This window comes from Pseudonocardia sp. EV170527-09 (assembly GCF_008369905.1).
GTDB lineage: Bacteria > Actinomycetota > Actinomycetes > Mycobacteriales > Pseudonocardiaceae > Pseudonocardia.
This window is the reverse complement of record NZ_VRMC01000069.1, coordinates 1-22763: the sequence shown is the minus strand read 5'-3', so window position 1 is coordinate 22763 and position 22763 is coordinate 1. Positions and strand designations below refer to the sequence as shown.

Annotated in this window: 22 protein-coding genes and 1 tRNA gene; 11 read left to right on the top strand and 12 right to left on the bottom strand. The window is 72.4% G+C overall.

Translation table 11 applies throughout. From position 1 onward, the window contains the following. Positions 1 to 106: 106 nt before the first annotated feature. On the top strand, positions 107 to 2977 hold the full coding sequence (locus FVA95_RS20115; protein ID WP_149665558.1) for a vitamin B12-dependent ribonucleotide reductase: 2871 nt from the start codon (positions 107 to 109) through the stop codon (positions 2975 to 2977). Positions 2978 to 3071: 94 nt separating this feature from the next. Continuing rightward, a complete protein-coding gene (locus FVA95_RS20110; protein ID WP_149665557.1) occupies positions 3072 to 3713 on the top strand; it encodes a hypothetical protein in 642 nt (213 codons plus the stop codon). Between the two features lie 12 nt (positions 3714 to 3725). Here the strand turns inward: FVA95_RS20110 and FVA95_RS20105 are convergent, their stop codons facing one another. After that, positions 3726 to 4727: an alpha/beta fold hydrolase gene (locus FVA95_RS20105; protein WP_205015908.1), complete on the bottom strand. Its 1002-nt coding sequence runs from the start codon at positions 4725 to 4727 to the stop codon at positions 3726 to 3728. A 77-nt stretch (positions 4728 to 4804) separates the two neighbouring features. Here FVA95_RS20105 and FVA95_RS20100 point away from each other — a divergent pair, with 77 nt between their 5' ends. Beyond that, the gene (locus tag FVA95_RS20100) at positions 4805 to 5275 is read left to right on the top strand and encodes an NUDIX domain-containing protein (RefSeq protein ID WP_149665556.1); all 471 of its coding nucleotides are present in this window, start codon (positions 4805 to 4807) and stop codon (positions 5273 to 5275) included. Between the two features lie 4 nt (positions 5276 to 5279). On the opposite strand, the gene FVA95_RS20095 is transcribed toward FVA95_RS20100, so the two are convergent. The 3 genes from FVA95_RS20095 to FVA95_RS20085 form a co-directional block, all read right to left on the bottom strand. Then, the gene (locus tag FVA95_RS20095; RefSeq protein ID WP_145981270.1) at positions 5280 to 5477 is read right to left on the bottom strand and encodes a hypothetical protein; all 198 of its coding nucleotides are present in this window, start codon (positions 5475 to 5477) and stop codon (positions 5280 to 5282) included. A 95-nt stretch (positions 5478 to 5572) separates the two neighbouring features. Continuing rightward, the gene (locus tag FVA95_RS20090) at positions 5573 to 6325 is read right to left on the bottom strand and encodes a methyltransferase domain-containing protein (RefSeq protein WP_149665555.1); all 753 of its coding nucleotides are present in this window, start codon (positions 6323 to 6325) and stop codon (positions 5573 to 5575) included. Between the two features lie 13 nt (positions 6326 to 6338). Then, on the bottom strand, positions 6339 to 6551 hold the full coding sequence (locus FVA95_RS20085; protein WP_020623051.1) for a helix-turn-helix domain-containing protein: 213 nt from the start codon (positions 6549 to 6551) through the stop codon (positions 6339 to 6341). A 222-nt stretch (positions 6552 to 6773) separates the two neighbouring features. On the opposite strand from FVA95_RS20085, the gene FVA95_RS20080 reads away from it, so the two are divergent. The 3 genes from FVA95_RS20080 to FVA95_RS20070 all read left to right on the top strand — a co-directional run bounded on the left by FVA95_RS20080 (position 6774) and on the right by FVA95_RS20070 (position 9157). Next, positions 6774 to 7850 carry an MBL fold metallo-hydrolase gene (locus tag FVA95_RS20080; RefSeq protein WP_149665554.1) on the top strand — a complete coding sequence of 359 codons (1077 nt, stop codon included), beginning with the start codon at positions 6774 to 6776 and terminating at the stop codon, positions 7848 to 7850. Positions 7851 to 8075: 225 nt separating this feature from the next. Further along, positions 8076 to 8567 (top strand): DUF3145 domain-containing protein, encoded by a 492-nt coding sequence (locus FVA95_RS20075; RefSeq protein WP_161992366.1) that lies wholly within the window; start codon positions 8076 to 8078, stop codon positions 8565 to 8567. Between the two features lie 44 nt (positions 8568 to 8611). Then, positions 8612 to 9157 carry a hypothetical protein gene (locus FVA95_RS20070; RefSeq protein WP_149665553.1) on the top strand — a complete coding sequence of 182 codons (546 nt, stop codon included), beginning with the start codon at positions 8612 to 8614 and terminating at the stop codon, positions 9155 to 9157. Between the two features lie 45 nt (positions 9158 to 9202). On the opposite strand, the gene FVA95_RS20065 is transcribed toward FVA95_RS20070, so the two are convergent. The 5 genes from FVA95_RS20065 to FVA95_RS20045 all read right to left on the bottom strand — a co-directional run bounded on the left by FVA95_RS20065 (position 9203) and on the right by FVA95_RS20045 (position 14220). Continuing rightward, positions 9203 to 10450, bottom strand: coding sequence for a beta-ketoacyl synthase (locus FVA95_RS20065; RefSeq protein WP_020623055.1), 1248 nt, complete (start codon positions 10448 to 10450; stop codon positions 9203 to 9205). 43 nt (positions 10451 to 10493) lie between these two features. After that, on the bottom strand, positions 10494 to 10736 hold the full coding sequence (locus tag FVA95_RS20060) for an acyl carrier protein (RefSeq protein ID WP_020623056.1): 243 nt from the start codon (positions 10734 to 10736) through the stop codon (positions 10494 to 10496). Between the two features lie 53 nt (positions 10737 to 10789). Beyond that, entirely contained in the window at positions 10790 to 11770 is a 981-nt protein-coding gene (locus FVA95_RS20055; RefSeq protein WP_149665565.1) for a beta-ketoacyl-ACP synthase III, read from the bottom strand. A 5-nt stretch (positions 11771 to 11775) separates the two neighbouring features. After that, on the bottom strand, positions 11776 to 12699 hold the full coding sequence (locus FVA95_RS20050) for an ACP S-malonyltransferase (RefSeq protein ID WP_149665552.1): 924 nt from the start codon (positions 12697 to 12699) through the stop codon (positions 11776 to 11778). A 141-nt stretch (positions 12700 to 12840) separates the two neighbouring features. Next, entirely contained in the window at positions 12841 to 14220 is a 1380-nt protein-coding gene (locus FVA95_RS20045) for a CdaR family transcriptional regulator (RefSeq protein ID WP_149665551.1), read from the bottom strand. A 9-nt stretch (positions 14221 to 14229) separates the two neighbouring features. Between FVA95_RS20045 and FVA95_RS20040 the strand changes: the two genes are divergently transcribed. Then, positions 14230 to 14976: a pirin family protein gene (locus FVA95_RS20040; RefSeq protein WP_149665550.1), complete on the top strand. Its 747-nt coding sequence runs from the start codon at positions 14230 to 14232 to the stop codon at positions 14974 to 14976. Positions 14977 to 15065: 89 nt separating this feature from the next. On the opposite strand, the gene FVA95_RS20035 is transcribed toward FVA95_RS20040, so the two are convergent. Together FVA95_RS20035 and aceE are read right to left on the bottom strand one after the other, a co-directional pair. Next, on the bottom strand, positions 15066 to 15269 hold the full coding sequence (locus tag FVA95_RS20035; RefSeq protein ID WP_020624180.1) for a cold-shock protein: 204 nt from the start codon (positions 15267 to 15269) through the stop codon (positions 15066 to 15068). 224 nt (positions 15270 to 15493) lie between these two features. Continuing rightward, a complete protein-coding gene (gene aceE, locus FVA95_RS20030; protein ID WP_149665549.1) occupies positions 15494 to 18286 on the bottom strand; it encodes a pyruvate dehydrogenase (acetyl-transferring), homodimeric type in 2793 nt (930 codons plus the stop codon). 372 nt (positions 18287 to 18658) lie between these two features. On the opposite strand from aceE, the gene FVA95_RS20025 reads away from it, so the two are divergent. The 4 genes from FVA95_RS20025 to FVA95_RS20005 all read left to right on the top strand — a co-directional run bounded on the left by FVA95_RS20025 (position 18659) and on the right by FVA95_RS20005 (position 21600). Continuing rightward, positions 18659 to 19090: a DUF3052 domain-containing protein gene (locus tag FVA95_RS20025; protein ID WP_149665564.1), complete on the top strand. Its 432-nt coding sequence runs from the start codon at positions 18659 to 18661 to the stop codon at positions 19088 to 19090. Next, positions 19087 to 19551 (top strand): peroxiredoxin, encoded by a 465-nt coding sequence (locus tag FVA95_RS20020; RefSeq protein WP_149665548.1) that lies wholly within the window; start codon positions 19087 to 19089, stop codon positions 19549 to 19551. Before FVA95_RS20025 ends, FVA95_RS20020 begins: the two co-directional genes overlap by 4 nt. Positions 19552 to 19564: 13 nt before the next feature. After that, positions 19565 to 19636, top strand: a tRNA-Val gene (locus FVA95_RS20015). A 1178-nt stretch (positions 19637 to 20814) separates the two neighbouring features. Beyond that, entirely contained in the window at positions 20815 to 21600 is a 786-nt protein-coding gene (locus FVA95_RS20005) for a hypothetical protein (protein ID WP_149665547.1), read from the top strand. Positions 21601 to 21795: 195 nt separating this feature from the next. Here the strand turns inward: FVA95_RS20005 and FVA95_RS20000 are convergent. Next, the coding region (locus tag FVA95_RS20000; protein WP_149665546.1) for an IS256 family transposase at positions 21796 to 22763 on the bottom strand (968 nt) is incomplete at its 5' end.

Genomic DNA, 22763 nt, shown 5'->3' with positions numbered 1-22763 from the left:
GAGGGGGCGACCGGTACCGGCCGTCGTCGCAGGTCGTACCGGAGGGGAAGACCGTCCGCGCACCCCAGCGCGCGGGTGATACACGGTGACAAGTGCGGAGGCATGCATGACCGAGACCGTCGGGGGCCCGACGACAGACACCGGTGAGAGCGCGGCTACCAAGCCGGCGCGCAGCCGCGGGAAGACCGGCGCCAAGCGCGCGCCCGGCCTGACCGTCCAGCGTGTCTTCACCACCGAAGGGGTTCACCCCTACGAGGAGGTGGAGTGGGAGCGCCGCGACGTCGTCATGACCAACTGGCGCGACGGCACGGTCAACTTCGAGCAGCGCGGCGTCGAGTTCCCGCGCAGCTGGTCGGTCAACGCCACCAACATCGTCACCAGCAAGTACTTCCGCGGTGCGGTGGGCTCGGACACCCGTGAGTCGAGCCTGAAGCAGCTCGTCGAGCGGGTCGTCGGCACCTACAAGCGGGCCGGTCTCGAGCACGGCTACTTCGCCACCGAGGGCGACGCCGAGATCTTCGACCACGAGCTGACCTGGATGCTGATCCACCAGGTGTTCAGCTTCAACTCGCCGGTGTGGTTCAACGTCGGCACCGCCAGCCCACAGCAGGTCAGCGCCTGCTTCATCCTCTCGGTCGACGACACCATGGAGTCGATCCTGAACTGGTACCGCGAGGAGGGCCTGATCTTCAAGGGCGGCTCCGGTGCCGGCCTGAACCTCTCGCGCATCCGCTCGTCGAAGGAGCTGCTGTCCTCGGGCGGCACCGCCTCGGGCCCGGTCTCGTTCATGCGCGGTGCCGACGCCTCCGCGGGCACCATCAAGTCCGGCGGTGCCACGCGGCGCGCGGCGAAGATGGTCGTCCTCGACGTCGACCACCCCGACATCGAGGAGTTCGTCGAGACCAAGGCCAAGGAGGAGGCCAAGGTCCGCGTCCTGCGCGACGCCGGCTTCGACATGGACCTGGGCGGCTCCGACATCACCTCGGTGCAGTACCAGAACGCCAACAACTCCGTCCGCGTCACCGACGAGTTCATGCGCGCGGTCGAGGAGGGCACCGACTTCGGTCTGCGTGCCCGGATGACCGGCGAGGTCATCGAGCGCGTCGACGCCCGCACGCTCTTCCGCGGCATCGCCGAGGCGGCCTGGAACTGCGCCGACCCGGGCATCCAGTACGACGGCACGATCAACGACTGGCACACCACCCCGGAGTCCGGCCGCATCAGCGCGTCGAACCCGTGCTCGGAGTACATGCACCTGGACAACTCCAGCTGCAACCTGGCGTCGCTGAACCTGCTGAAGTTCCTCGACTCCGACGACCGGTTCGACGCCGAGACCTTCGCCAAGGCCGTCGAGCTGATCATCACCGCGATGGACATCTCGATCTGCTTCGCGGACTTCCCGACCGAGCCGATCGCCGACACCACCCGGAAGTTCCGCCAGCTGGGCATCGGCTACGCCAACCTCGGCGCGCTGCTCATGGCGACCGGCCACGCGTACGACTCCGAGGGCGGCCGCGCGCTCGCCGGGTCCATCACCTCGCTGATGACCGGTGCCGCGTACAAGCGCTCCGCCGAGCTCGCCGGTGTCGTCGGCCCGTACGAGGGCTACGCGCGCAACGCCGAGGCCCACCAGCGGGTCATCCGCAAGCACGCCGCGGAGAACGACCGCATCCGCACCTTCGCCTCCAGCACCCCGGTGCAGAAGCTCGCCACCCAGGTCTGGAAGCAGTGCCAGGACATCGGTGAGGTCAACGGCTGGCGCAACGCGCAGGCGTCGGTGCTGGCCCCGACCGGCACGATCGGCCTGATGATGGACTGCGACACGACCGGCATCGAGCCGGACCTGGCGCTGGTCAAGTTCAAGAAGCTGGTCGGCGGCGGCTCCATGCAGATCGTCAACCAGTCGGTGCGCCGGGCCCTGGACAACCTCGGCTACCAGGCCGAGCAGACCGAGGCGATCGTCGAGTACGTCGCCGAGCACGGCCACGTCGTCGACGCCCCGGGCATGAAGCCCGAGCACTACGAGGTGTTCGACTGCGCCATGGGCGACCGGACGATCGCCCCGATGGGCCACGTCCGCATGATGGCCGCCGCGCAGCCGTTCCTGTCCGGCGCCATCTCCAAGACGGTCAACATGCCCGAGCGGGCGACCGTCGCCGACGTCGAGCGGATCTACCTCGAGGGCTGGCGCCTCGGCCTCAAGGCCCTGGCGATCTACCGCGACAACTGCAAGGTCGGCCAGCCGCTGTCCGCCGGGAAGGGCGGCGACACGAAGGCCTCCGGTGACACCGCCGAGGCCGAGAAGGTCACCGTCGTCGAGCAGCGGCCGGTCCGCAAGCGGCTGCCGAAGAAGCGGCCCAGCGAGACCGTGTCGTTCACCGTCGGCGGCGCCGAGGGCTACCTCACCGCCGGCAGCTACCCCGACGACGGCCTCGGCGAGATCTTCGTCAAGCTCGGCAAGCAGGGCTCGACCCTGGCCGGCGTGATGGACGCCTTCTCGATGTCGATCTCGGTGGGCCTGCAGTACGGCATCCCGCTGGAGTTCTACGTCTCGAAGTTCTCCAACCTGCGCTTCGAGCCGGCCGGGATGACCGACGACCCGGACGTGCGGATCGCGACCTCGGTGCTGGACTACCTGTTCCGCCGCCTGGCGCTGGACCACCTGCCGTACGAGAAGCGCGCCCAGCTGGGCATCTTCTCCTCCGACGAGCGGTCCGCCCAGGTCGAGAACGACTACGGCACCGGCGAGAAGCTCGACATCGAGGAGTTCCGTTCCTCGGTGCCGACGATCGAGGAGCGCAAGGAGGCCGGTGCCGAGCCCGCACCGGTCGAGGTCGGCAGCTCCACCGAGCTGCTCGAGCTGCGGCTGGGCAAGGCCGCCGACGCCCCGCTGTGCATGACCTGCGGGACGAAGATGCGCCCCGCCGGGTCCTGCTACCTCTGCGAGGGCTGCGGCTCCACCAGCGGCTGCAGCTGAGCGACACCGCACCACACCGGGGCGGCTCCGACATCGGGGCCGCCCCGGCGCGCGTGGCGGAGCAGGGATCGTCGGTGCAGGGATCGGAGACCGGGTGACCGAGGACCGCACCGCGGAGGTGGCCGGGCGCCTGCGCGTCGACGTGCGGGTGCTCGCCGTGCTCGTCGCCGCCCCGTGGCGCGTCGCGGACGGCCACGACACCGCGCCCGTCGCCGAGCGGCCGGGGGAGCGCGGCACCGTCTACGTGGGCGTCCCGTCCCCGGCGGAGCTGCGTGAGCTCGACCTGCCGACCGACGGGCTGCGGCACTTCGGGCTCACCCCGGCCGACCTGCGGCGGGGCGGCTGGACCGATGCGGACCTGCGTTCGGCGGGACTCCTCCCACCCGGCGCGGATCCGGACCCGGTGGCCTGGTTCGTCGCGGGGGAGCCGCCGCAGCTGATGCTCGGGTTCGACCCGTCGGGGCCGGTGCTGCTCGCCCGACCGGAGCCCCGCTGGGACGGTCACCTCCCGGTGCTCGACCCGGCCGACGCCGTCGAGGTGCCGGTCCTGCCCGGCTGCGACGACCCGGACGGCGACGCCGGGCTCGCGGTCCGCCAGGTGCGTGACGGGCTGCTGCGCCGGGCCCGGCGCCGGCTCACCCACTGCGTGATCTGCCTGCGCCCGGTGCACCGGGCCGCGACGGTGCACGGCGCCTGCCACGGCTGCGCCGGCAGCTGGCTCGGCGTCGTCCTCTGAGGCCGGCCCGGGTCAGGTCGCCGACACCGGACCCGGCCGCACCCCGCCACCGGCGGGCGGGGGAGGGCAGCGCAGCAGCTGACGCCACTGCTCGGGGCTCCACCGTGCCGGGTCGGTGGAGTCGAGGAACTCCTCCAGCACCCCCACGAACCGTGCCGGGTCGCTGTGGTGCGGGAAGTGCCCGGCGTCGTCGAACACCTCCAGCCGGCTGCCCGGCATCGCCGCGTGCGCGGTGTGGGCGTGCGCGAGCGGCACCACCGCGTCCCGGGCGCCCCACACCAGCATCGTCGGCATCCCGCGGGTCAGGTAGCAGCGGTCCAGCATGGTCACGACCTGCCCGCGCCAGTCGACGACGGCCCGCAGCGTCCGGATGAACGCCGCCCGCGACGTCGCGTCGGGCAGGGCGTCGACCAGCCGGAGCAGGTCGGCGGCATCACGACCGAGATCGGCGCCGACCAGCCGCAGCGCGTCGAGGGCCCACCCGATCTGCCACCGCAGCGGCGGCAGCTGCGAGGCCGCCAGCACCGCCTGCGCACCGGGCAGGCTGACCGCGCGCAGCAGCGGCGTCACGTCCGGGCCCGCCCCGCCGGTGCCGACCAGCACGAGGCGCTCGGTCCGGTCGGGGTACTGGTAGGCGAACTGCATGGCGACGCCACCGCCCAGCGAGTGCCCCACCAGCGTCGCGCGCGGGATACCGAGGACGCCGAGCAGGTCCCGCACGCCGTTGGCGTAGGCGGCGACGGAGTAGTCCGCGCGGGGCTTGTCCGAGTGCCCGTGCCCCAGCAGGTCGGGGGCGATCACCAGGTGCCGCCGGGCCAGCGCGGGGAACACCGCCTCCCATGTCGCCGAGCTGTCCCCGATGCCGTGCACGAGCACCACCGCCGGCCCGGACCCGGCCACCCGGAACGCCCGCCGGTAGCCGTGCACGGTGCGGAACCGCAGCTCCGAGTCCCGCGGCGGCACGACGCCGAGCCGGTCGCCGACCGGTGCCGGGCGCGAGGTGGGGGCCGCCATCGGACCGACGGTAGGACCGCGGCGTTACCCCGGTGTTGCCGTCGGCGAACGGCGCCACGGCACCTAGGGTCGGCGGCGTGAGCGAGCGTTACCGGGTCGTCCCGGCGTCCTACGTCCTGCTGCTGCGCGGCACCGGTGAGCGCACCGAGGTGCTGCTCCAGCTGCGTGCCGGCACCGGGTTCATGGACGGCCACTGGGCCGCCGCCGCGGCCGGACACGTCGAGGCCGGCGAGGACGCGGCCGCCGCCGCGGTGCGCGAGGCCAGGGAGGAGCTCGGCGTCACCGTCGACCCCGCCGACCTGGTCCCGCTCACGGCCGTGCACCGCACCGGGCACACCGGGGACCCGGTCGACGAACGCGTCGACTTCTTCTTCACCTGCCGTCGCTGGACCGGCGAGCCACGCCGCGCCGAGGACGGGAAGACCGCGGGCCTGGACTGGTTCGCTCTCGCCGACCTGCCCGCCGACACGGTCCCGCACGAACGCGCGGTGCTCGACGCCCTGTGCGACGGTGACGTGGCCGCGGTCCGCAGCCACGGCTTCCGGTAGCGGCCTACTCCGGGTCGACGAGCTGGATCTCGACGGTGACGTCCGGGCTGTCGCTGTCGTCGGGGTCGATCGCCCAGTGCAGCACCCAGTCGACCTCGTAGTCGTCGCGCCGCCGGCCGGGCGGGGCGAAGTTGACCCACTCGCCGGCCCGGGGGAGCGTCTGGAACAGCCGGACGAAGTCGGGCTGCTGCCCGATCCTCACCCGCGCAGTGATCGGTGTCTGCGACGACGGGGAGCCCACGGCCCGAGATGCTGCCCGACCGGATCCCCGCGCGCCACGCCCCGTCCGCAGGCGGTTCAGGGTCGGACGGCGCCCAGGAACCAGCGGTCCACCGAGAACGGCTCGTCGCCGCAGGACGCGACGCCCGCCGCCCACGCGTCGACCTCGGCCCGGGTGAGCCCGCACCGGCCCGGCGCGGCCTCGGCGACCATCTCCCGCAGCGCGGCGCCGTAGCCGGTGGAGGCCGGCCCGCGCATCGGCATCCGGCGCGTCCACTCCCCGTCGAACCCGGCGCGCTGCAACAGCGGGCCCAGCTCGTAGGGCAGCCGTGACCGCGGCACCGTGCTGCACCACGCGTCGCGGATGCGGCGGTGCCGGTCCTGTCCCGGCCCGGGCCAGTGCAGCGAGGTCCAGTCCGTGTCCAGCACGAGCAGCCGCCCACCCGGGCGCAGGACCCGGTACAGCTCGGTGACGGCGGCCGGCAGGTCGTCGACGAACTCCAGGACCTGCAGGCAGGCCACGGCGTCGTACGGACCGCCGGGCAGCGAGCCCGGACCGGCCAGTGCGCGCTGGGTGACGACGGCACGGGTGCCGCACCGGCGTCGTGCCAGCGTCACCATCACCGGGTCCGGGTCGACCCCCGTGGCCCCCGGGCCGACGGCTCTGGCGACGTCGTCGAGCAGCTGTCCGGGTCCGGTCCCGACGACCAGGATCTGCTCGCCGGCCCGCGGGCCCAGCAGCTCCAGGGTCCGTTCCCGTTCGATCCGGGCCTCGGGGGTGTCGTAGGTGTCCGCGACCCTCCGTGCGCTCGCGGCGTCGACCGGCAGCATTCCGGCTCCCGTCTCAACCGCCGGTGTAGCGCGCCGACTCGATCAGCGCCTCCACCGACTCCGGTGGCACTCGGAACGAGCGCCCGAACCGCACCGCCGGGAGCTCCCCGGAGTGCACCAGCCGGTACACCGTCATCCGGGAGACCCGCATCCGGTCCGCCACCTCTGCCACGGTGAGGAACGGCGCGTCCTGCCCGGACCGTTGCTCCGGGATCCCTGCCGCCATGCTGCGTCCCTCCTTCGCCGACCCGCCCCCAGGCCGACCTCTGATCACCGAACGCAGGGACGGTAGCGCGGATCGGGCCACCCTCCCGGTGCGATCGTGTACCACCCTCGGGTGGACTGTCCGGAAAATGTCGACTGTCGGTGCCCGGCCCGACACGTGGGGTGATGATGTGCCTCGCAGGAGGGTGCGGCGCCCCCGGATCCCGTCATCTATCGTCGGGCGGTGACCGCCGCTTCCACCGTGACCGATGACGACCCGGACGGCGACTGGACCGCGCCGGGCGTGTTCCGCAGCGCCCCCGGGGTGTACCGGATCCCGCTGCCGCTGCCGCAGGACGGGCTGCGGGCGGTGAACGTCTACGCACTCGCCGACGACACCGGCTGGACCCTGATCGACTCCGGCTGGGCGATCGACGAGGCCCGCGACCTGCTGGGCAAGGCGCTGGCGGCGCTGGGCTCCGGCTTCGGCGACGTCCGCCGCTTCCTGGTCACCCACGCCCACCGCGACCACTACACGCTGGCCTCGGTGCTGCGCCGCGAGTACGGCACCCGGGTGCTGCTCGGGGCGGGGGAGCGCCCGAACCTGGAGGTCATCACCGACCCGGCCCGGCCGCCGGGCGAACCCGACCGGTCCCGGCTGCTGCGTGCCGGTGCCGCCGGCATCGTCGACGAGCTCGGCCGGGCCGGGCCGTGGCCGCGTCCGCTCCCCGAGGAGTGGGAGGCCCCCGACGAGTGGATCGCCGACCGCGCCGCCATCGCCGTCGCCGACCCGGCCGGCACACGCACCCTGACCGCGGTGGAGACCCCGGGGCACACCCGTGGGCACCTCGTGTTCGCCGACGAGGCCCACGAGCTGCTGTTCGCCGGGGACCACGTGCTGCCCCGGATCACCCCGTCGATCGGCCTGCAGCCGTCGCCGGTGGCGAGCCCGCTCGGGCAGTTCCTCGACTCGCTGCGCCTGGTCCGGTCCCGGCCGGACGCGACCCTGCTGCCTGCGCACGGCCCGGTCGGTGGCGGCGCGCACGCCCGCGTCGACGAGCTGCTGGCCCACCACGAGGTCCGGCTCGCCCAGTGCCGCGACGCCGTCGCCGCGGGCCATCCGACCGCCGACGCGGTCGCCCGGGTCCTGCGCTGGACCCGGCGGGAACGTCGGCTGGAGGACATGGACCTGTTCAACCGGACCCTCGCGGTCCTGGAGACCGGGGCGCACCTCGACGTGCTCGCCGACCACGGTGAGCTGCGCCGGACCGAGATTCCCGACGCCGCCACCGGGGTCGCCGTCGCCACCTACACGGCCTGACCCGCGCGCCGGGCCGCGACACGCCGCGCACCGTTCACCCGGTAGTCGTGTCGGGGTGGCTCCCCGGAGCGGAATCGGGCAGAGTGAGGTCACCGGAGTCCACTCACGCCACGGAGGTCACCACACCCACACCCAGCACATCTGTACCGCGGGTCCCAGCACCGACCGCGCTGCGCCGAGGACGTAGGGGAAGACGATCCTCGTCGACGACAGCGGAGGTTGGCAGTGAGCACACGCGGAGTGGTGTTCGTCCACTCGTCGCCGACTGCGGTCTGTCCGCACGTCGAGTGGGCGCTCTCGGGCGTTCTCGGAACGCGGGTTTCCCTCGAGTGGTCCGCGCAGCCGGTGGTGTCCGGTCAGATGCGGGCCGAGTGCACCTGGAGCGGTCCCGCCGGTAGCGGCGGGGCGCTCGCGGGGGCGCTGAGGGCCTGGTCGATGCTGCGGTTCGAGGTGACCGAGGAACCGAGCCCCGGCGTGGACGGGGAGCGGTTCATGCACGTCCCCGGCCTCGGCATGTGGCACGGACGCACCAGCGCCAACGGCGACGTCGTGCTGCCCGAGGACCAGCTGCGCACGGTCATGGCCGAGCACGGTGGCGCCGGGCTGTCCCGGCGTCTCGACCAGCTGCTGGGCACCGCCTGGGACGACGAGCTGGAGTCCTTCCGCTTCGCCGGCGACGGCGCGGCGGTGACGCTGCTGACCCACCGGGTCGGCTGAGCCGGCCCGGGCCGGGCAGACTGTCGTCCCATGGGGGGCGAGGAGTGAACGGCCGGGCCGCGATCACGGTCGGCGTCCTGCTGGTGGCGCTGGTGGCCGTCGGCGGTGTCGCGTGGACGGTGTCCGGGACGACCCGCTCCGGCGTCGCCCCCGCGTCCGCGCCGCAGACGGTGCCCGACGACGGTGCGGGCAGCAGCGAGGTGACCATCAGCGCGGGCGCCGCCGAGCACCCGGCAGCCCAGCTGGTGATGCAGCAGGTGCAGCTCTACTTCAACGCGGTCAACGGCCGCGACCACGCGACCTGGACCCGCGTGGTGAACCCCGAGACCGCCGACCGGCAGCCCCGCGAGGCGTGGCTGGAGGGGATCGGGTCCACCGTCGACGGCACCATCCGCATCGACCGGATCGACTCCACGCCCGGCGGCGGTGTGCTCGCCCTGGTCCGCTTCATCAGCGTCCAGGACCCGAACGACGGACCGCCCGGCCTGCACGTCGGCCGGATCTGCTGGCAGGTCGCGTTCCCGATGGCGGGCTCGCCGCCGCGGATGGACGTCGGCGACCCCGACGGGATCCTGCGCGCCCCCTGCTGAGAGGGCCCCGTGCGGGTCCCCGACCGGGGACCCGCACGCCAGGTGTCAGGCCTTGGTGAACACCAGCGAGGCGTTGTGCCCGCCGAAGCCGAACGAGTTGTTGACCGCGGCGTCCACGGTCATCTTCCTCGGCTCGCCCGCGACGACGTCCAGCTCGACCTTCGGGTCCTTGTCGGTGAGGTTGAGCGTCGCGGGGATGATGTCGTCGCGCACGCTGAGCAGCGCGATGATCCCCTCGACGGCCCCGGCCCCGCCCACGAGGTGCCCGAGCGCCGACTTCGGCGCGGTCAGCACCGGGTGGTCGCCGAACGCCCGCCGCACGGCCGTCGCCTCGCCCACGTCGCCGACCACCGTGGAGGTGGCGTGGCAGTTGACGTGGACGATGTCCGAGGCGGTCAGGCCGGCCCCGGCCACCGCCTTCTGCATCGCCCGGATCTGGCCCTCGCCCTCGGGGTCGGGCCCGGTGATGTGGTAGGCGTCGGACGTCATGCCGACACCGGCGAGGCGGCCGTGCACGGTGGCACCGCGGGCCTTCGCGAACTCCTCGCGCTCGAGCACGAGCACGCCCGAGCCCTCACCGAGGACGAAGCCGTCCCGCCCGGTGTCGAACGGCCGGGAGGCGCCCTCCGGGTCGTCGTTGCGGGTGGACAGCGTCCGCGACTGCACGAACCCGGCCACGGTGATCGGCACGATGCAGGACTCGGCGCCGCCCGCGAGGACGACGTCGACCTCCCCGTCGCGCAGCAGCTTGTAGGCCCAGGCCAGGGCCTCGGCGCCGGTGGCGCACGCCGAGGCGGGGGAGTGCACCCCGCCCTTGGCCTTGTACTCCAGGCTCACGAGCGCAGCCGGCCCGTTGGGCATGAGCATCGGCACGGTCAGCGGCGAGACCTTGCGCAGCCCGTGCTCCTCGAGCAGGTCGTCCTGCGCGAGCAGCGTCGGTGCGCCGCCGATGCCCGCGCCGATGACGACGGCGAGCCGCTCGGCCTCGACCGCGGCCCCGTCCTCGCCCGGGACCGGGCCGAGTCCGGCGTGCGCCCAGGCCTCCTTGGCCGCGACCACCGCGACCTGCTCGCACCGGTCCATCCGGCGGGCCTGCACACGGGGCAGGATCTCGGTGGGCTCCACGGCGAGCTGGGCCGAGATGGACACCGGCAGGTCGAACCGCTCGACCCAGTCGGCCCGGGTGGCTCCGACCCCGGACTTCCCGGCGAGCAGCGCCTCCCAGGTGGAGGCGGCGTCCCCGCCGAGCGGGGTGGTGGCCCCGAAACCGGTGACGACCACTCCGTCGGTCATGACGTCTCCTTCTCCCCGGCGGGCAGCTGCACGCCGGTACCGATCACTGGTGCTTGGCGATGAAGTCGACGGCGTCGCCGACGGTCTTCAGCTCGGCGAGCTGGTCGTCCGGGATCTTGGCGCCGAACTTGTCCTCGGCCTGCACGGCGATCTCCACCATCGACAGCGAGTCGATGTCCAGGTCGTCCACGAAGGACTTCTCGGGGGTCACCTCGGCGGTGTCGATGCCGGCGACCTCCTCGACGATCTCGGCCAGCCCGGTGAGGATCTCGGCGTTGTCAGCCACGATGGTTCTCCTTGCGCGATGGTTGGGTGCGGGTGCCAGGTCGGGGTGCCCGGTCAGGGGCAGACGACGACCTGTCCGGCGTAGGACAGTCCTGCGCCGAAGCCTACGAGGAGCAGCACGTCGCCGGACCGTACCCGGCCGGCCGTGCGCATGTGGTCCAGCGCCATCGGGATGGACGCGGACGAGGTGTTGCCGGAGTGCACGATGTCGTCGGCGACGACCATGTCCTCCCGGGCGCCCTTCTGGCGCAGCTTCTTGGCGACGGCCTCGACGATGCGGAGGTTCGCCTGGTGCGGGATCAGCACGTCGATGTCGGCGGGGGTGAGCCCGGCGCGCTCGATCGCCCCCAGCGCGACCGGTGCGATCGCCGTCGTCGCCCAGCGGAAGACCGCCTGGCCCTCCTGGTGCAGCTTGTTCGTGCTCTCGCCGAGGATCCGGATCGTGGACGCGATGTCACCCGCGCTGCCCCAGACGACCGGACCGACACCCACCTCGTCGGGGCTCTCCGCCGGGCCCAGCAGGGCGGCGCCCGCGCCGTCGGCGAAGATGATGCAGGTCGACCGGTCGTCCCAGTCGACCCAGTCCGACAGCTTCTCCGCGCCGATGACCAGCACGTGCCGGGCGGAGCCGGCGCGGATCATGTCCGCGGCGACGGCGACGCCGTAGCTGAAGCCCGCGCACGCGGCGTTGAGGTCGAACGCGGCGACGCCGTTCGCGCCGACCCCGGTGGCGACCTGGGCCGCGGCGTTCGGGATCGGGTTCGGCATGGTGCAGGTCGCGACGACGACGGCGTCGAGCCCGGCCGGGTCGAACCCCGCGTCCTTCAGCGCCGCCGTCCCGGCCTCGACCGCCATGTCCGGCAGCAGGGTGCCGGCGTCGGCGATGCGCCGCTCGGCGATGCCGACGCGGCTGCGGATCCACGCGTCGTCGGTCTCCACCCGCTTCGCCAGGTCGGCGTTGGTGACGACGTGCTCCGGCTGGAAGCTGCCGACGCCCAGGATGCGGGCTCCGGCGACGGTGTCGGCCAGTCGCATGCGGCTCACTTCCCGTGCTCGGCGATCAGGTCGACGGCGGCGTCGAGCTGCTCGGGGGTCTTGAGGGCCAGCGTCGGGGTGCCCTTGACCGCGCGCTTGACGAGCCCGGTCAGCGTCGCGCCCGGGGGCAGCTCGAGGGTCGCGCCCGTCCCGTGGTCGGCGAGGGTCTGCATGCAGGCGTCCCAGCGAACGGGCCGGGTGACCTGTGCGACGAGCCGGCGCAGCGCCTCGGCGCCGGTGTCGACGGTCCCGCCGTCGGCGTTGGAGAGCAGGGTGAGCGTCGGGTCCGACACCGGCACCGACGACGCGTGGGTCTCCAACGCGGCGCGTGCGGGCTCCATGTGCGCGGTGTGGAACGCCCCGGCGACCGGGAGCGCCTTCACCCGCGCCTTCTCCGGCGGCGACGCGACGAGCTCGGTGATCGCCTCCTTCGTCCCGGCGGCGACGATCTGGCCCGCCCCGTTGCGGTTGGCCGGATCGAGCCCCAGCTCGGCGAGGCGGGCCAGCACGACCTCCTCCTCGCCGCCGAGCACGGCGGCCATCGAGGTCGGCGCGACGGCGCAGGCGGCGGCCATCTCGCGGCCGCGGACCCCCGCGAGGGCGACGGCGGCGTCCTCGGTCAGCACGCCCGCGATCGCGCAGGCGGTGATCTCGCCGATCGAGTGCCCGGCGACGACGGTCCCGGACGGCAGCTCGACCCGCTCGCGCAGGCGGCGCGCGGCCAGCAGACCCAGTGTGACGATCAACGGCTGGGTGACCGCGGTGTCGGTGATCTCCTCCGCATCGGCGGTGGTGCCGAGGCGCGTCAGGTCGAGCCCCACGACGTCGGACCAGCCGGCGACGGCCTCCGCCGCGGCCGGGTCCTCCAGCCACGGAGCGAGCATGCCGGGGGTCTGGGCCCCCTGGCCGGGTGCGAGCAGGGCGATCACGAGGACATCACACACCTCTCGGGGTCGGGGCCGGGATACCGGTTACGACGAAGTCGGACCACCGAAGTTGTAGGAAACCTACGACACGCAGGTGTGACCGGGGCCTCGTTACCGATCCGTAGGGGCCGGTGTTTGTAGGGTTCACGACAACGCCCCGCCCGCCGGGACACGGACGCCGTCGACCTCCGGATCATGCTCCCCGGTCGGGTCCAGGGGAGTGAGCGGGGTGTGCGCGGCGACGGCCGGCCCGTCGGACGCGCGGGCGGTGCGGTCCGCGACGAGCGCGGCACGCAGCACGAACGCCTCCCGCGGGTCGGTGGGGGAGCGTCCGACGAGCTCGCCGATGCGCCGCAGCCGGTAGCGCACCGTGTTGGGGTGCACGTACAGCGCGCGGGCGCAGCCCTCCAGGCTCGCCCCGCCCTCCAGGTAGGCGGCCAGGGTGCGCAGCAGCTCGCCACCGGTGTCGTGGAGCGGGGCCAGGACCTCCTCGGCGAGCCGGCGCCGCGCCGCCGGGTCGCCGTGCAGGGCCCGCTCCGGCAGCAGGTCGGCGGCGTCGACCGGGCGTGGTGCGTCGGGGTGCCCCGGGGCCGCGGCCAGTCCGGCCAGCGCCTCGGCGACGGCGCCGCCCGCGGTGGCCAGGTCGGTGCTGGGCGGTCCGGAGACGACCGGTCCGGGCCCGAAGTGCCTGGCGACCTCCGCGAGCACCCGCGCGGTGACCGCGCTCGTCCCCGGCGCCGGCCCGCGACCGGCCGGCGCCCGGCGTGCGGAGGTGGTCTCGGCGAGCCGGTCGGCGACCCGGCGCGCGGGCCGCCCGGTCAGGTGCAGCAGGACCACCAGCCGGCGTCCCTGGACGCCGACGAGCACGTCGTGGCCGAGCCGCGCGGCGACCCGGCGCAGCTCCACGATCAGCTGCGGGGACTCCGGGCCGGACCCGGGTGCGGAGCCGACCAGGCAGTGCACCGGGGCGGCCGGGTCCCAGCCGAGCGCGGCGGCCCGGGAGACGAGCGCGCCGTCGGTGTCGCCGCGCAGCACGGCGTCGACGACGAGTGCCTCCAGCCGGGCGTCCCAGGCGCCGCGGGACTCCGCGGCCCCGGCGTACACGGTGGCGGCGGCGAAGGCGATCTCCCGGCCGAAGCGCAGCACGGCCTCGGTCAGCTCGTGGCGCTCGGCGTCGTCGGCGAGCGGGGGCAGGTGCTCCTCGAACACGTCGGCGGCGATGCGCACGAGCTCGACGGTCTGGCGCAGGCTGATCCGCCGGGCCAGGTCGCGCGGCGCGATCCGGAACGCCTCGGCGGTCAGCGGGGTGGTGCGGTCGGGTTCGCGCAGCCAGGACACGAAGTTCGCGACGCCGGTCTGGGTCACCAGGGCCACGCCGGCGCGCTGGTCGGCGGGCAGCCGGGCGAACCACGAGCAACGCCGCTCCATCTCCGCCAGGCAGGCCGCGGCCAGCCGGGACGAGGCGAGCTCGAGGCGGCGCAACGTCGCGTCCGCGATCGGGTGGCGGTGCACGTCGGGCAGCATGACACGACGATGGATGCACTCACAGGACACGTCACGCTCCGGCGCGCGGATTCGCGGGCGCGCACGCGGACCGGCTGGCTCGACTCGTGGCACAGCTTCTCCGCCGGCGCGCACTACGACCCGGCCAACACCCACTTCGGCCTGCTCCTGCTGCACAACGAGGACCGGCTCGTCCCGGGGCGCGGCTACGACGAGCACCCGCACCGCGACACCGAGATCCTCACCTGGGTCCTCGACGGCGAGCTGGAGCACCGCGACAGCGCCACCGGGCGGACCGCGCGGGTCGGGCCGGGCGGGGTGCAGTACCTGGGTGCCGGGTCGGGTGTGCGCCACTCCGAGCACGCGACGCCGCACGGGGGCGTGCGGTTCGTGCAGATGTGGGTGGTGCCCGAGGAGCCCGGCGGCGACCCGCGCCACCTCGTGCGGGAGGCGGACGACCGGGCGCACGGGGACACGGTCGTCCTCGCCTCGGGTCTGGCACGGCACCGCGAGGCGACACTGCTGCCGCTGCGTCAGCGCGCGGCGGCGCTGTCGGTGGCACGGCTCGCGCCGGGGTCGGCGACGGTGCTGCCGACCGCCCCGTTCGTGCACGCGTTCGTGGCACGCGGGGACGCGACGCTGGAGGACGTGCCCGGTGACGCGCTCGCCACCGGCGACGCGGCCAGGGTCGTCGACGACGGCGGCCGGCGGGTCACCGCCGGACCGGCCGGGGCCGAGCTCCTGGTGTGGGAGATGCACGCGGCGCTGGGGTGGTGACACCCGGGCGCCGCGGAAGCGGCCGGGGCGCGGGCCTCGGCCGGTGCGGGCTGCTGCCGGTCACCGCGCCGGGCGGGTGACCGGGCGGCTCAGAGCGGCGTGACCGCGCTGGCCTGCGGCCCCTTCTGCCCCTGCTCGATGTCGAACGAGACGCGCTGGCCCTCGTCGAGGCTCTTGTAGCCGTTCGTCTGGATTGCCGAGTAGTGCACGAACACGTCCGCACCACCACCGTCGGGGGCGAGGAAGCCGTAGCCCTTCTCGCTGTTGAACCACTTGACGGTGCCTTCTGCCATTACCGCTCCCTGGAGATCATCGGCCCGGAGCACTCCGCCCCGGACCGCGGGCCAGCGGCGCACACGGTCGACGCCCTGGTCAGGACGGCGAGTCGCGAGGACGAGTGATCACCGCCACCGCCGTCGCGCGGAGCCTATCGTGATCTGCGCCGCCCTGGGAGGGGCGAAAACGGACGACGGCCCGCCTCCGGTGGGGGAGGCGGGCCGTCGCGGGCCGGGTGGGGTCAGGCGGCCCCGCCGTCGCCGATCTGCGGGCCGGCGGCCTGCGGGTCGTCGATCTTGTAGCCGGCTGCGGCCTCGGCCGCGGTCTCGGTCTTCACCAGGCCCTGCTTCGCCAGCAGCGACAGCGCGCCGACGACGATGGACTCGGCGTCGACCGCGAAGTGGCGGCGCACGGCCGGACGGGTGTCGGACAGCCCGAACCCGTCGGTGCCCAGCGACAGGAACGGCGCCGGGGACCACTGGCGGATCTGGTCGGGGACCGCGCGCATCCAGTCCGAGACCGCCACGACCGGGGCCTCGCCGTTGTCGCCCTCGGCCAGCTTCTGGGTCACGTAGGGCACGACCGGCTCGTCACCGGGCTTGAGCAGGTTGGCGTGCTCGGCGTCGACGCCGTCGCGGCGCAGCTCGCCCCACGACGTCACCGACCAGACCTCGGCACGGACGTCCCACTCGTCGGAGAGCATCTTCTGTGCGGTCAGCGCCCACGGCAGCGAGACGCCGGAGGCGAGCAGCCGCACCACCGGGCCGGTGCCCTCGGGAGCCGGGGCGAAGCGGTACATGCCGCGCAGGATGCCCTCGCGGTCCACGTTCTCCGGCTCGGCCGGCTGACGGTAGGGCTCGTTGTAGACCGTCAGGTAGTAGATGACGTTCTCGGGCTTCTCGCCGACCATCCGGCGCAACCCGTCCTGGACGATGTGCGCGACCTCGAAGGAGAACGCCGGGTCGTAGGCGACGACGGCCGGGTTGGTCGCCGCGAGCAGCAGCGAGTGGCCGTCGTTGTGCTGCAGACCCTCACCGGTCAGCGTGGTGCGACCGGCCGTGGCACCGACGAGGAAGCCGCGGGCCATCTGGTCCGAGGCGGCCCAGATCGAGTCGCCGGTCCGCTGGAACCCGAACATCGAGTAGAAGACGTAGACCGGGATCATCGGCTCGTCGTGGGTGGCGTAGGACGTGCCCGCCGCGGTGAACGACCCGACCGAACCGGCCTCGTTGATGCCCTCGTGCAGGATCTGGCCCTGCTCGGACTCCTTGTAGGCGAGCATCAGGTCGGCGTCGACCGAGGTGTAGTTCTGGCCGTTCGGGTTGTAGATCTTCTGGCTCGGGAACATCGAGTCCATACCGAAGGTACGGGCCTCGTCCGGGATGATCGGCACGAAGCGCGCGCCGATCTCCTTGTCCTTGATGAGCTCGCGCAGCAGCCGGACGAACGCCATCGTCGTGGCGACCTCCTGCTTGCCGGACCCCTTCTTGACGAAGTCGTAGACCTTGTCGCCGGGGAGCACCAGCGGCTTGCTGGCGGTCCGGCGCGACGGCAGCGGCCCGCCCAGCTGGCGACGGCGCTCGCGCAGGTACTGGATCGCCTCGTCCTTCTCGCCCGGGTGGTAGTACGGCGGCAGGTACGGGTCGGCCTCGAGCTGCTTGTCGGTGATGGGGATGCGCTGCTCGTCGCGGAACTGCTTGAGGTCGTCGAGCGTGAGCTTCTTCATCTGGTGGGTGGCGTTGCGGCCCGCGAAGTGCGTGCCCAGGCCGTAGCCCTTGATGGTCTTGGCCAGGATGACGGTCGGCTGGCCGTGGTGCGCGGTCGCCGCGGCGTAGGCAGCGTGCACCTTGCGGTAGTCGTGGCCGCCGCGCTTGAGCTTCCAGATCTCGGCGTCGCTCATCGGCTCGACGAGGGACTTGGTGCGCGGATCGCGGCCGAAGAAGTGGTCGCGGACGTAGGCGCCGTCGTTGGCCTTGTAGGTCTGGAAGTCGCCGTCCGGCGTGGTGTTCATCAGGTTGATCAGGGCGCCGTCGCGGTCGCCGTGCAGCAGGGCGTCCCACTCGCGGCCCCAGATGACCTTGATGACGTTCCAGCCGGCGCCCCGGAAGAACGCCTCCAGCTCCTGGATGATCTTGCCGTTGCCGCGGACCGGGCCGTCGAGGCGCTGCAGGTTGCAGTTGACGACGAAGTTCAGGTTGTCCAGGCCCTCGTTGGCCGCGACGTGGATCAGGCCGCGCGACTCGGGCTCGTCCATCTCGCCGTCGCCGAGGAAGGCCCACACCTGCTGCTGCGAGGTGTCCTTGATGCCGCGGCCGCTCAGGTAGCGGTTGAACCGCGCCTGCATGATCGCGTTCATCGGGCCGATGCCCATCGAGACCGTGGGGAACTCCCAGAAGTCCGGCATCAGGCGCGGGTGCGGGTACGACGGCAGGCCGCCGCCCGGGCCGGCGTGGCTGAGCTCCTGGCGGAAGCCGTCGAGGCGGTCCTCGGACAGGCGCCCCTCGAGGAACGCGCGGGCGTAGATGCCGGGGGAGGCGTGGCCCTGGATGTAGATCTGGTCGCCGCCGCCCGGGTGCTCCTTGCCGCGGAAGAAGTGGTTGAAGCCGACTTCGTACAGGGTCGCCGACGAGGCGTAGGACGAGATGTGCCCGCCGACGCCGATGCCCGGCCGCTGCGCGCGGTGCACGGTCATTGCGGCGTTCCAGCGCACCCAGCGCCGGTAGGTGCGCTCGACGTCCTCGTCGCCGGGGAACCACGGCTCACGGTCGGTCGGGATGGTGTTGACGTAGTCCGTCGCGGTCAGCGACGGGACGCCCACGTGCTTCTCGCGGGCGCGCTGCAGCATCGTCAGCATGAGGTAGCGGGCGCGCTGGCGGCCGGCGTTGTCGAGGACCGCGTCGAAGGACTCCAGCCACTCGGCCGTCTCCTCCGGGTCGATGTCCGGGAGGTGGGCTGCCAACCCGTCCCGGATGACGTTGACGCGGCGCGGCTCCCCGTTGTCGGTGGTGCCGGCCCTGCTGCTCTGCGCGGTCAAGGGTTCTCCCTGCCTGATTCCGTCGGTGGCCGGGATCGCCCGGCCCTGTCGTACCCGCCGCCGGCATGTGGGCGACGTCGCCGGCCGGACTCGGCAGTCGTGGCCGTGGCTCGGTCCATCGTGCCTGTTCCGGCGCGGTCCCGAAACTCGTCGTTCACGAAGTCGGGCTCTTGCCGCGAGGATAGGTACTACTCGTACGTAACTGAACGGAGGGCGGGGTGACCTGCGCGTCACCGGGGCGCGAACCCGGGGGCCGGTTGCATCCGGTCGGGCCCCCGTGATCGGATGCCCCATCCGATTTCGCGCGAAGGGTGGCGCCCGCACGCGGAACCGAAGACGATGGACTGCGTGAGCAGCGTGAAAGGGGAACGAGTGGTGACCGCGGCAGATGCCGGTGCGTCCGACATCGCGGCAAAGCTCGGCATCGAGCCGGGCACGATCGTCCAGGAGCTCGGGTACGACACCGACATCGACGACCAGGTCAGAGAGGCCGTCGAGGACACGACCGGTGAGGAGCTCCTCGACGAGGACGCCCAGGAGGTCATCGACGTCGTGCTCCTGTGGTTCCGCGACGGGGACGGCGACCTGATCGACACCCTGGTCGACGCCCGAACGCCCCTCTCGGACGAGGGATTCGTGTGGGTCCTGACACCCAAGACCGGCCGTGACGGCCACATCCAGCCCTCCGAGATCGCCGAGGCGGCTCCGACCGCCGGGCTGTCGCAGACGTCCAACGCGACGCTCGGGGACGACTGGGTGGGGTCGAAGCTCGTGCCGCCGAAGCAGGGGAAGGGCAAGCGCTGAGCCCAGTCGTCGAGGGCGCGGTCGCCCCGGACTTCGAGCTCCCCGACCAGAATCGGCAGCCGGTCTCGCTGGCGTCGGTGCTCGGGTCGGGGCGCTCGGCCCTGCTCGTCTTCTACCCGTTCGCGTTCTCCGGGATCTGTGGCGGGGAGCTCGAGGCCGTGCAGTCGAGGGTCGGGGACTTCCAGAACTCCTCGGTCCAGGTGCTGGCGATCTCCTGCGACCCGACGTTCTCGCTGGCGGCCTGGGCCACGTCCGCGGGGTTCGGGTTCCCGCTGCTGTCGGACTTCTGGCCGCACGGGGCCGTGGCGTCGTCCTACGGGGTGTTCGACACCGCGAAGGGGATGGCGTTGCGGGGGACGTTCCTGGTCCGACCGGACGGCACCGTCTCGTTCACCGAGGTGAACCGGCCGGGGGAGCCGCGGGACCAGGACGGGTGGCGGCGGGCGCTGGCGGCCGTGTGAAGATGTCCGTCCCGGGCGCATAGCTCAGCGGGAGAGCACTCGGTTTACACCCGAGCGGTCGTAGGTTCGATCCCTACTGCGCCCACTCATCTGACCAGCTGGTTCACCACACCCTCGTCGGGGTGATCGAGCCCGGTCCGCGCCAGGAGGCCCGTGCCGAGGCCGCGCGGACGCGGCTCCTCGACGCCGTCGACGAACAGCGCAGCCCCCGCACGAGCGCGACGCTGGACCAGCTGCTCGACCGGTACCTGTGGAGCCCCTGGACGTCGGCGCGACAACGGGCCGGGCCTACACCCGGTATCTGGAGCTGCACGTCCGCCCGTTCCTGGGCGGACGAAGGTCGCCGCTGTCGGGGCGGAGGCGCGGGCAGCGCTGTCGTGCCCGCTGGACTCGCTGTACGCCGAGCTGCGTCGCTGCCGGGACCACTGCTCGGGGTCGGCGTAGCGCGTCCATCACCGGACGCCGCGGGAGCACGAGTGCGACGGCCGGTGCCGTCCGCACCGCTGCCGCCCGCTCGCGCCGGCGACGATCCGGCACCTCCACTTCGTGCTGAACGGTGCGTACTCGCGTGGGCGCGGTGTCAGCGTAGCTGTACTCGGGGGCGCAGATGCCGAAGCAGATCGAGTCCGGGGCAATGACGGTGGGGTGGGCACCTTCCTAGGGGCAAGGCGTTGGCCGCGGAGCAGGGGCTCGCGCCGAGCACGGTGCACCAGGCATCCGAACTGCTGCGGGGGCGTTCTCGTCGGGGAGCCGGGGCGAGCGGCCGATCGTTGTCGCGCCGTCGACTGGGGAAGAGAATGTGGCTGCCGGGGGAGCCCTGGCCCACCTCTGCCTTGAATGAGCTTCCGTCCCGCCGTGAGCGTTCTGCTCTGTCGAGGGCGTTGCGACGCGGCGATCCGATCCCGGTCGCACAACGCGGCCTGGCCCTGCGGGTTGGTCGCGAGCAGACCCGGCTGAGCTGGCACTACCCAATACTCGTCATTGTCTGGGCGCTCAACGCCGTCAACCGGGATGGCTGGGATCGCGGTACTTGCACCTCGGGCTCGTCGCCGGTTGGCTCGCTCTGTTGGGCTACATGGTGTGGGTCGTCCGTCGGATGCGCGCCCGTGTCCGGGAACTGGAGAGCGAAGCATGACCACGGTGTGTCTGCCCATTCCCATCGTTTCGGCCGCGCCCTAGTTGTGATTGCGGTGGCCCTTCCCGTTCTGGTTTCCTCTGATCGGGATCGGTGCTCCTGGCGCCGCGCGGCCTATCGTCGTACCTATGGGCGCGTGGGGTACCGGCTTGTTCTCCAGTGATCTGGCGTGCGATGTACGTGATGAGTACCGGGAACTGCTCTCCGGCAAGGTGTCGGATGAGGAAGCGGAAACCCGCATCATCGCGGAGTATGCAGAGATCGAGGAGGACGACGTCCCCGAGTTCTGGATCGCGTTCGCGATGACTCAATTCAAGGTCGGGCGACTCAGCAGCGAAGTCCGCGAGCGAGCGGCGCGTTTCATGGCGAACGGATCGGACCTGGTGCGCTGGGAAGACTTCGGACCCAGGACGGTCGATCGACGCCGGGCAGTTCTGAAGAGAGTGGCCGAGCAGATTGCAGGCGAGCAGTCAGCACGGAGAACGATCCGCCGCGAATGGCGATACGAAACCGATCTCGAAGCGGGCGACGTTCTGGAGTATATGTCAGAAAGCGGCAGGGTGGCACTCTTTCGTGTCGTCGCAGTTCGTGAGGAGTACGGTAGATCTCCGCTCCTGCAGCGCCTCGACTTCGCCGGCGATATGAGTCCAAGTCTGTCGGAGATCGAGGCGCTCCCGAACCGGTCGCACTCCGCACAGTCTCGCTATCGGTACGCGGCAACCTCAGTCGTCAAGTATCGGAAGCGTGACCTGGACTGGTGCGACGTCGGGTTTCGACGACTCGGAAGGACGGCTGTACGTGCAGACGACGAGAGGTTCGTCCTCTGCTGGGAATTGCAGTGGGATCAGCTCTCGGTGGACCTCGAAGCTGTACTGACCGGCGCCGCGTCTGGCGATGAGTTCGCGAGACGCTGAGGATGCGCCCGGCCGTTACTGGCGTCTTCCGCGGCTCCGCGTCTGGCGGGTCGATACCCTCGGTGGAACCTTTTGTCGATCAGCGGATTGTCATCGCCGTGGCCCCTTGTGGGACTCCCAACGCATCGCGGGGGAGGTCACGTCCGCTGACGTGGTGGACGAAGACGGCTACCTCGTGAGCCTTCGTCGGTCAAACTACGCGGTGATCGCGGTCGTGGTCATCACCTCCTGCTCGACTGTGCCGGCCTCGGGTGGTGCGGGCGCTGCTCGTGCTTTGGTCAGTGCGTCGAGGCCGATGTAGCGCCGTCCCTCGGTCCACTCGTCGGTCTGCTCGGCCAGCACCGCGCCGACCAGCCGGACGACCGCAGCGCGGTCCGGGAAGATCCCGACGACGTCGGTGCGACGACGGATCTCTTTGTTCAGCCGTTCTTGGGGGTTGTTCGACCAGATTTGTCGCCAGACCTCGCGCGGGAACGCAGCGAAGGCCAGCAGGTCCGCCCGCGCGTGGTCCAGATGCGCGGCCGCGGCCGGGAACTTGGCTTCGAGACCGTCGATGACGCGGTCTGCCTGGGCGTGCACCGAGGCGGCATCGGGCTGGTCGAAAACCGTGCGCAACAAGGTGAGCACCCACGGCTGCGCCGATTTCGGGATCTGGCAGGCCAGGTTGCGGGCATAGTGCGTGCGGCACCGTTGCCAGCTCGAGCCGGGCAGCGTCGCCTCGACCGCCGAGACCAGGCCCTGGTGGGCATCGGAGATCACCAGCGCGACCCCGGACAGGCCGCGGGCGACCAGTGAGCGCAGGAATCCCAGCCAGCCGGCGCCATCCTCGCCGGAGACGACCTCCAGGCCGAGTACCTCGCGCTGTCCGTCGGCGGTGACCCCGACCGCGATCAGGGCGTGCACGAGCTGCGTGCGGCCGTGCTCGCGGACCTTCTGGGTCAGTGCGTCGAGCCAGACAAACGAGTACGGGCCCTCGTCCAACGGACGGGAACGGAAAGCTTCCACCTGCTGATCGAGACTCTTGGCCATCTCGCTGACCTGGGACTTCGACAGCTGGGTGATCCCCAGTTGACCGACCAGCTTCTCCACCCGCCGGGTCGAGACCCCGAGCAGGTAGCTCGTCGCCACGACCGAGACCAGCGCCTGTTCGGCCCGGCGCCGGC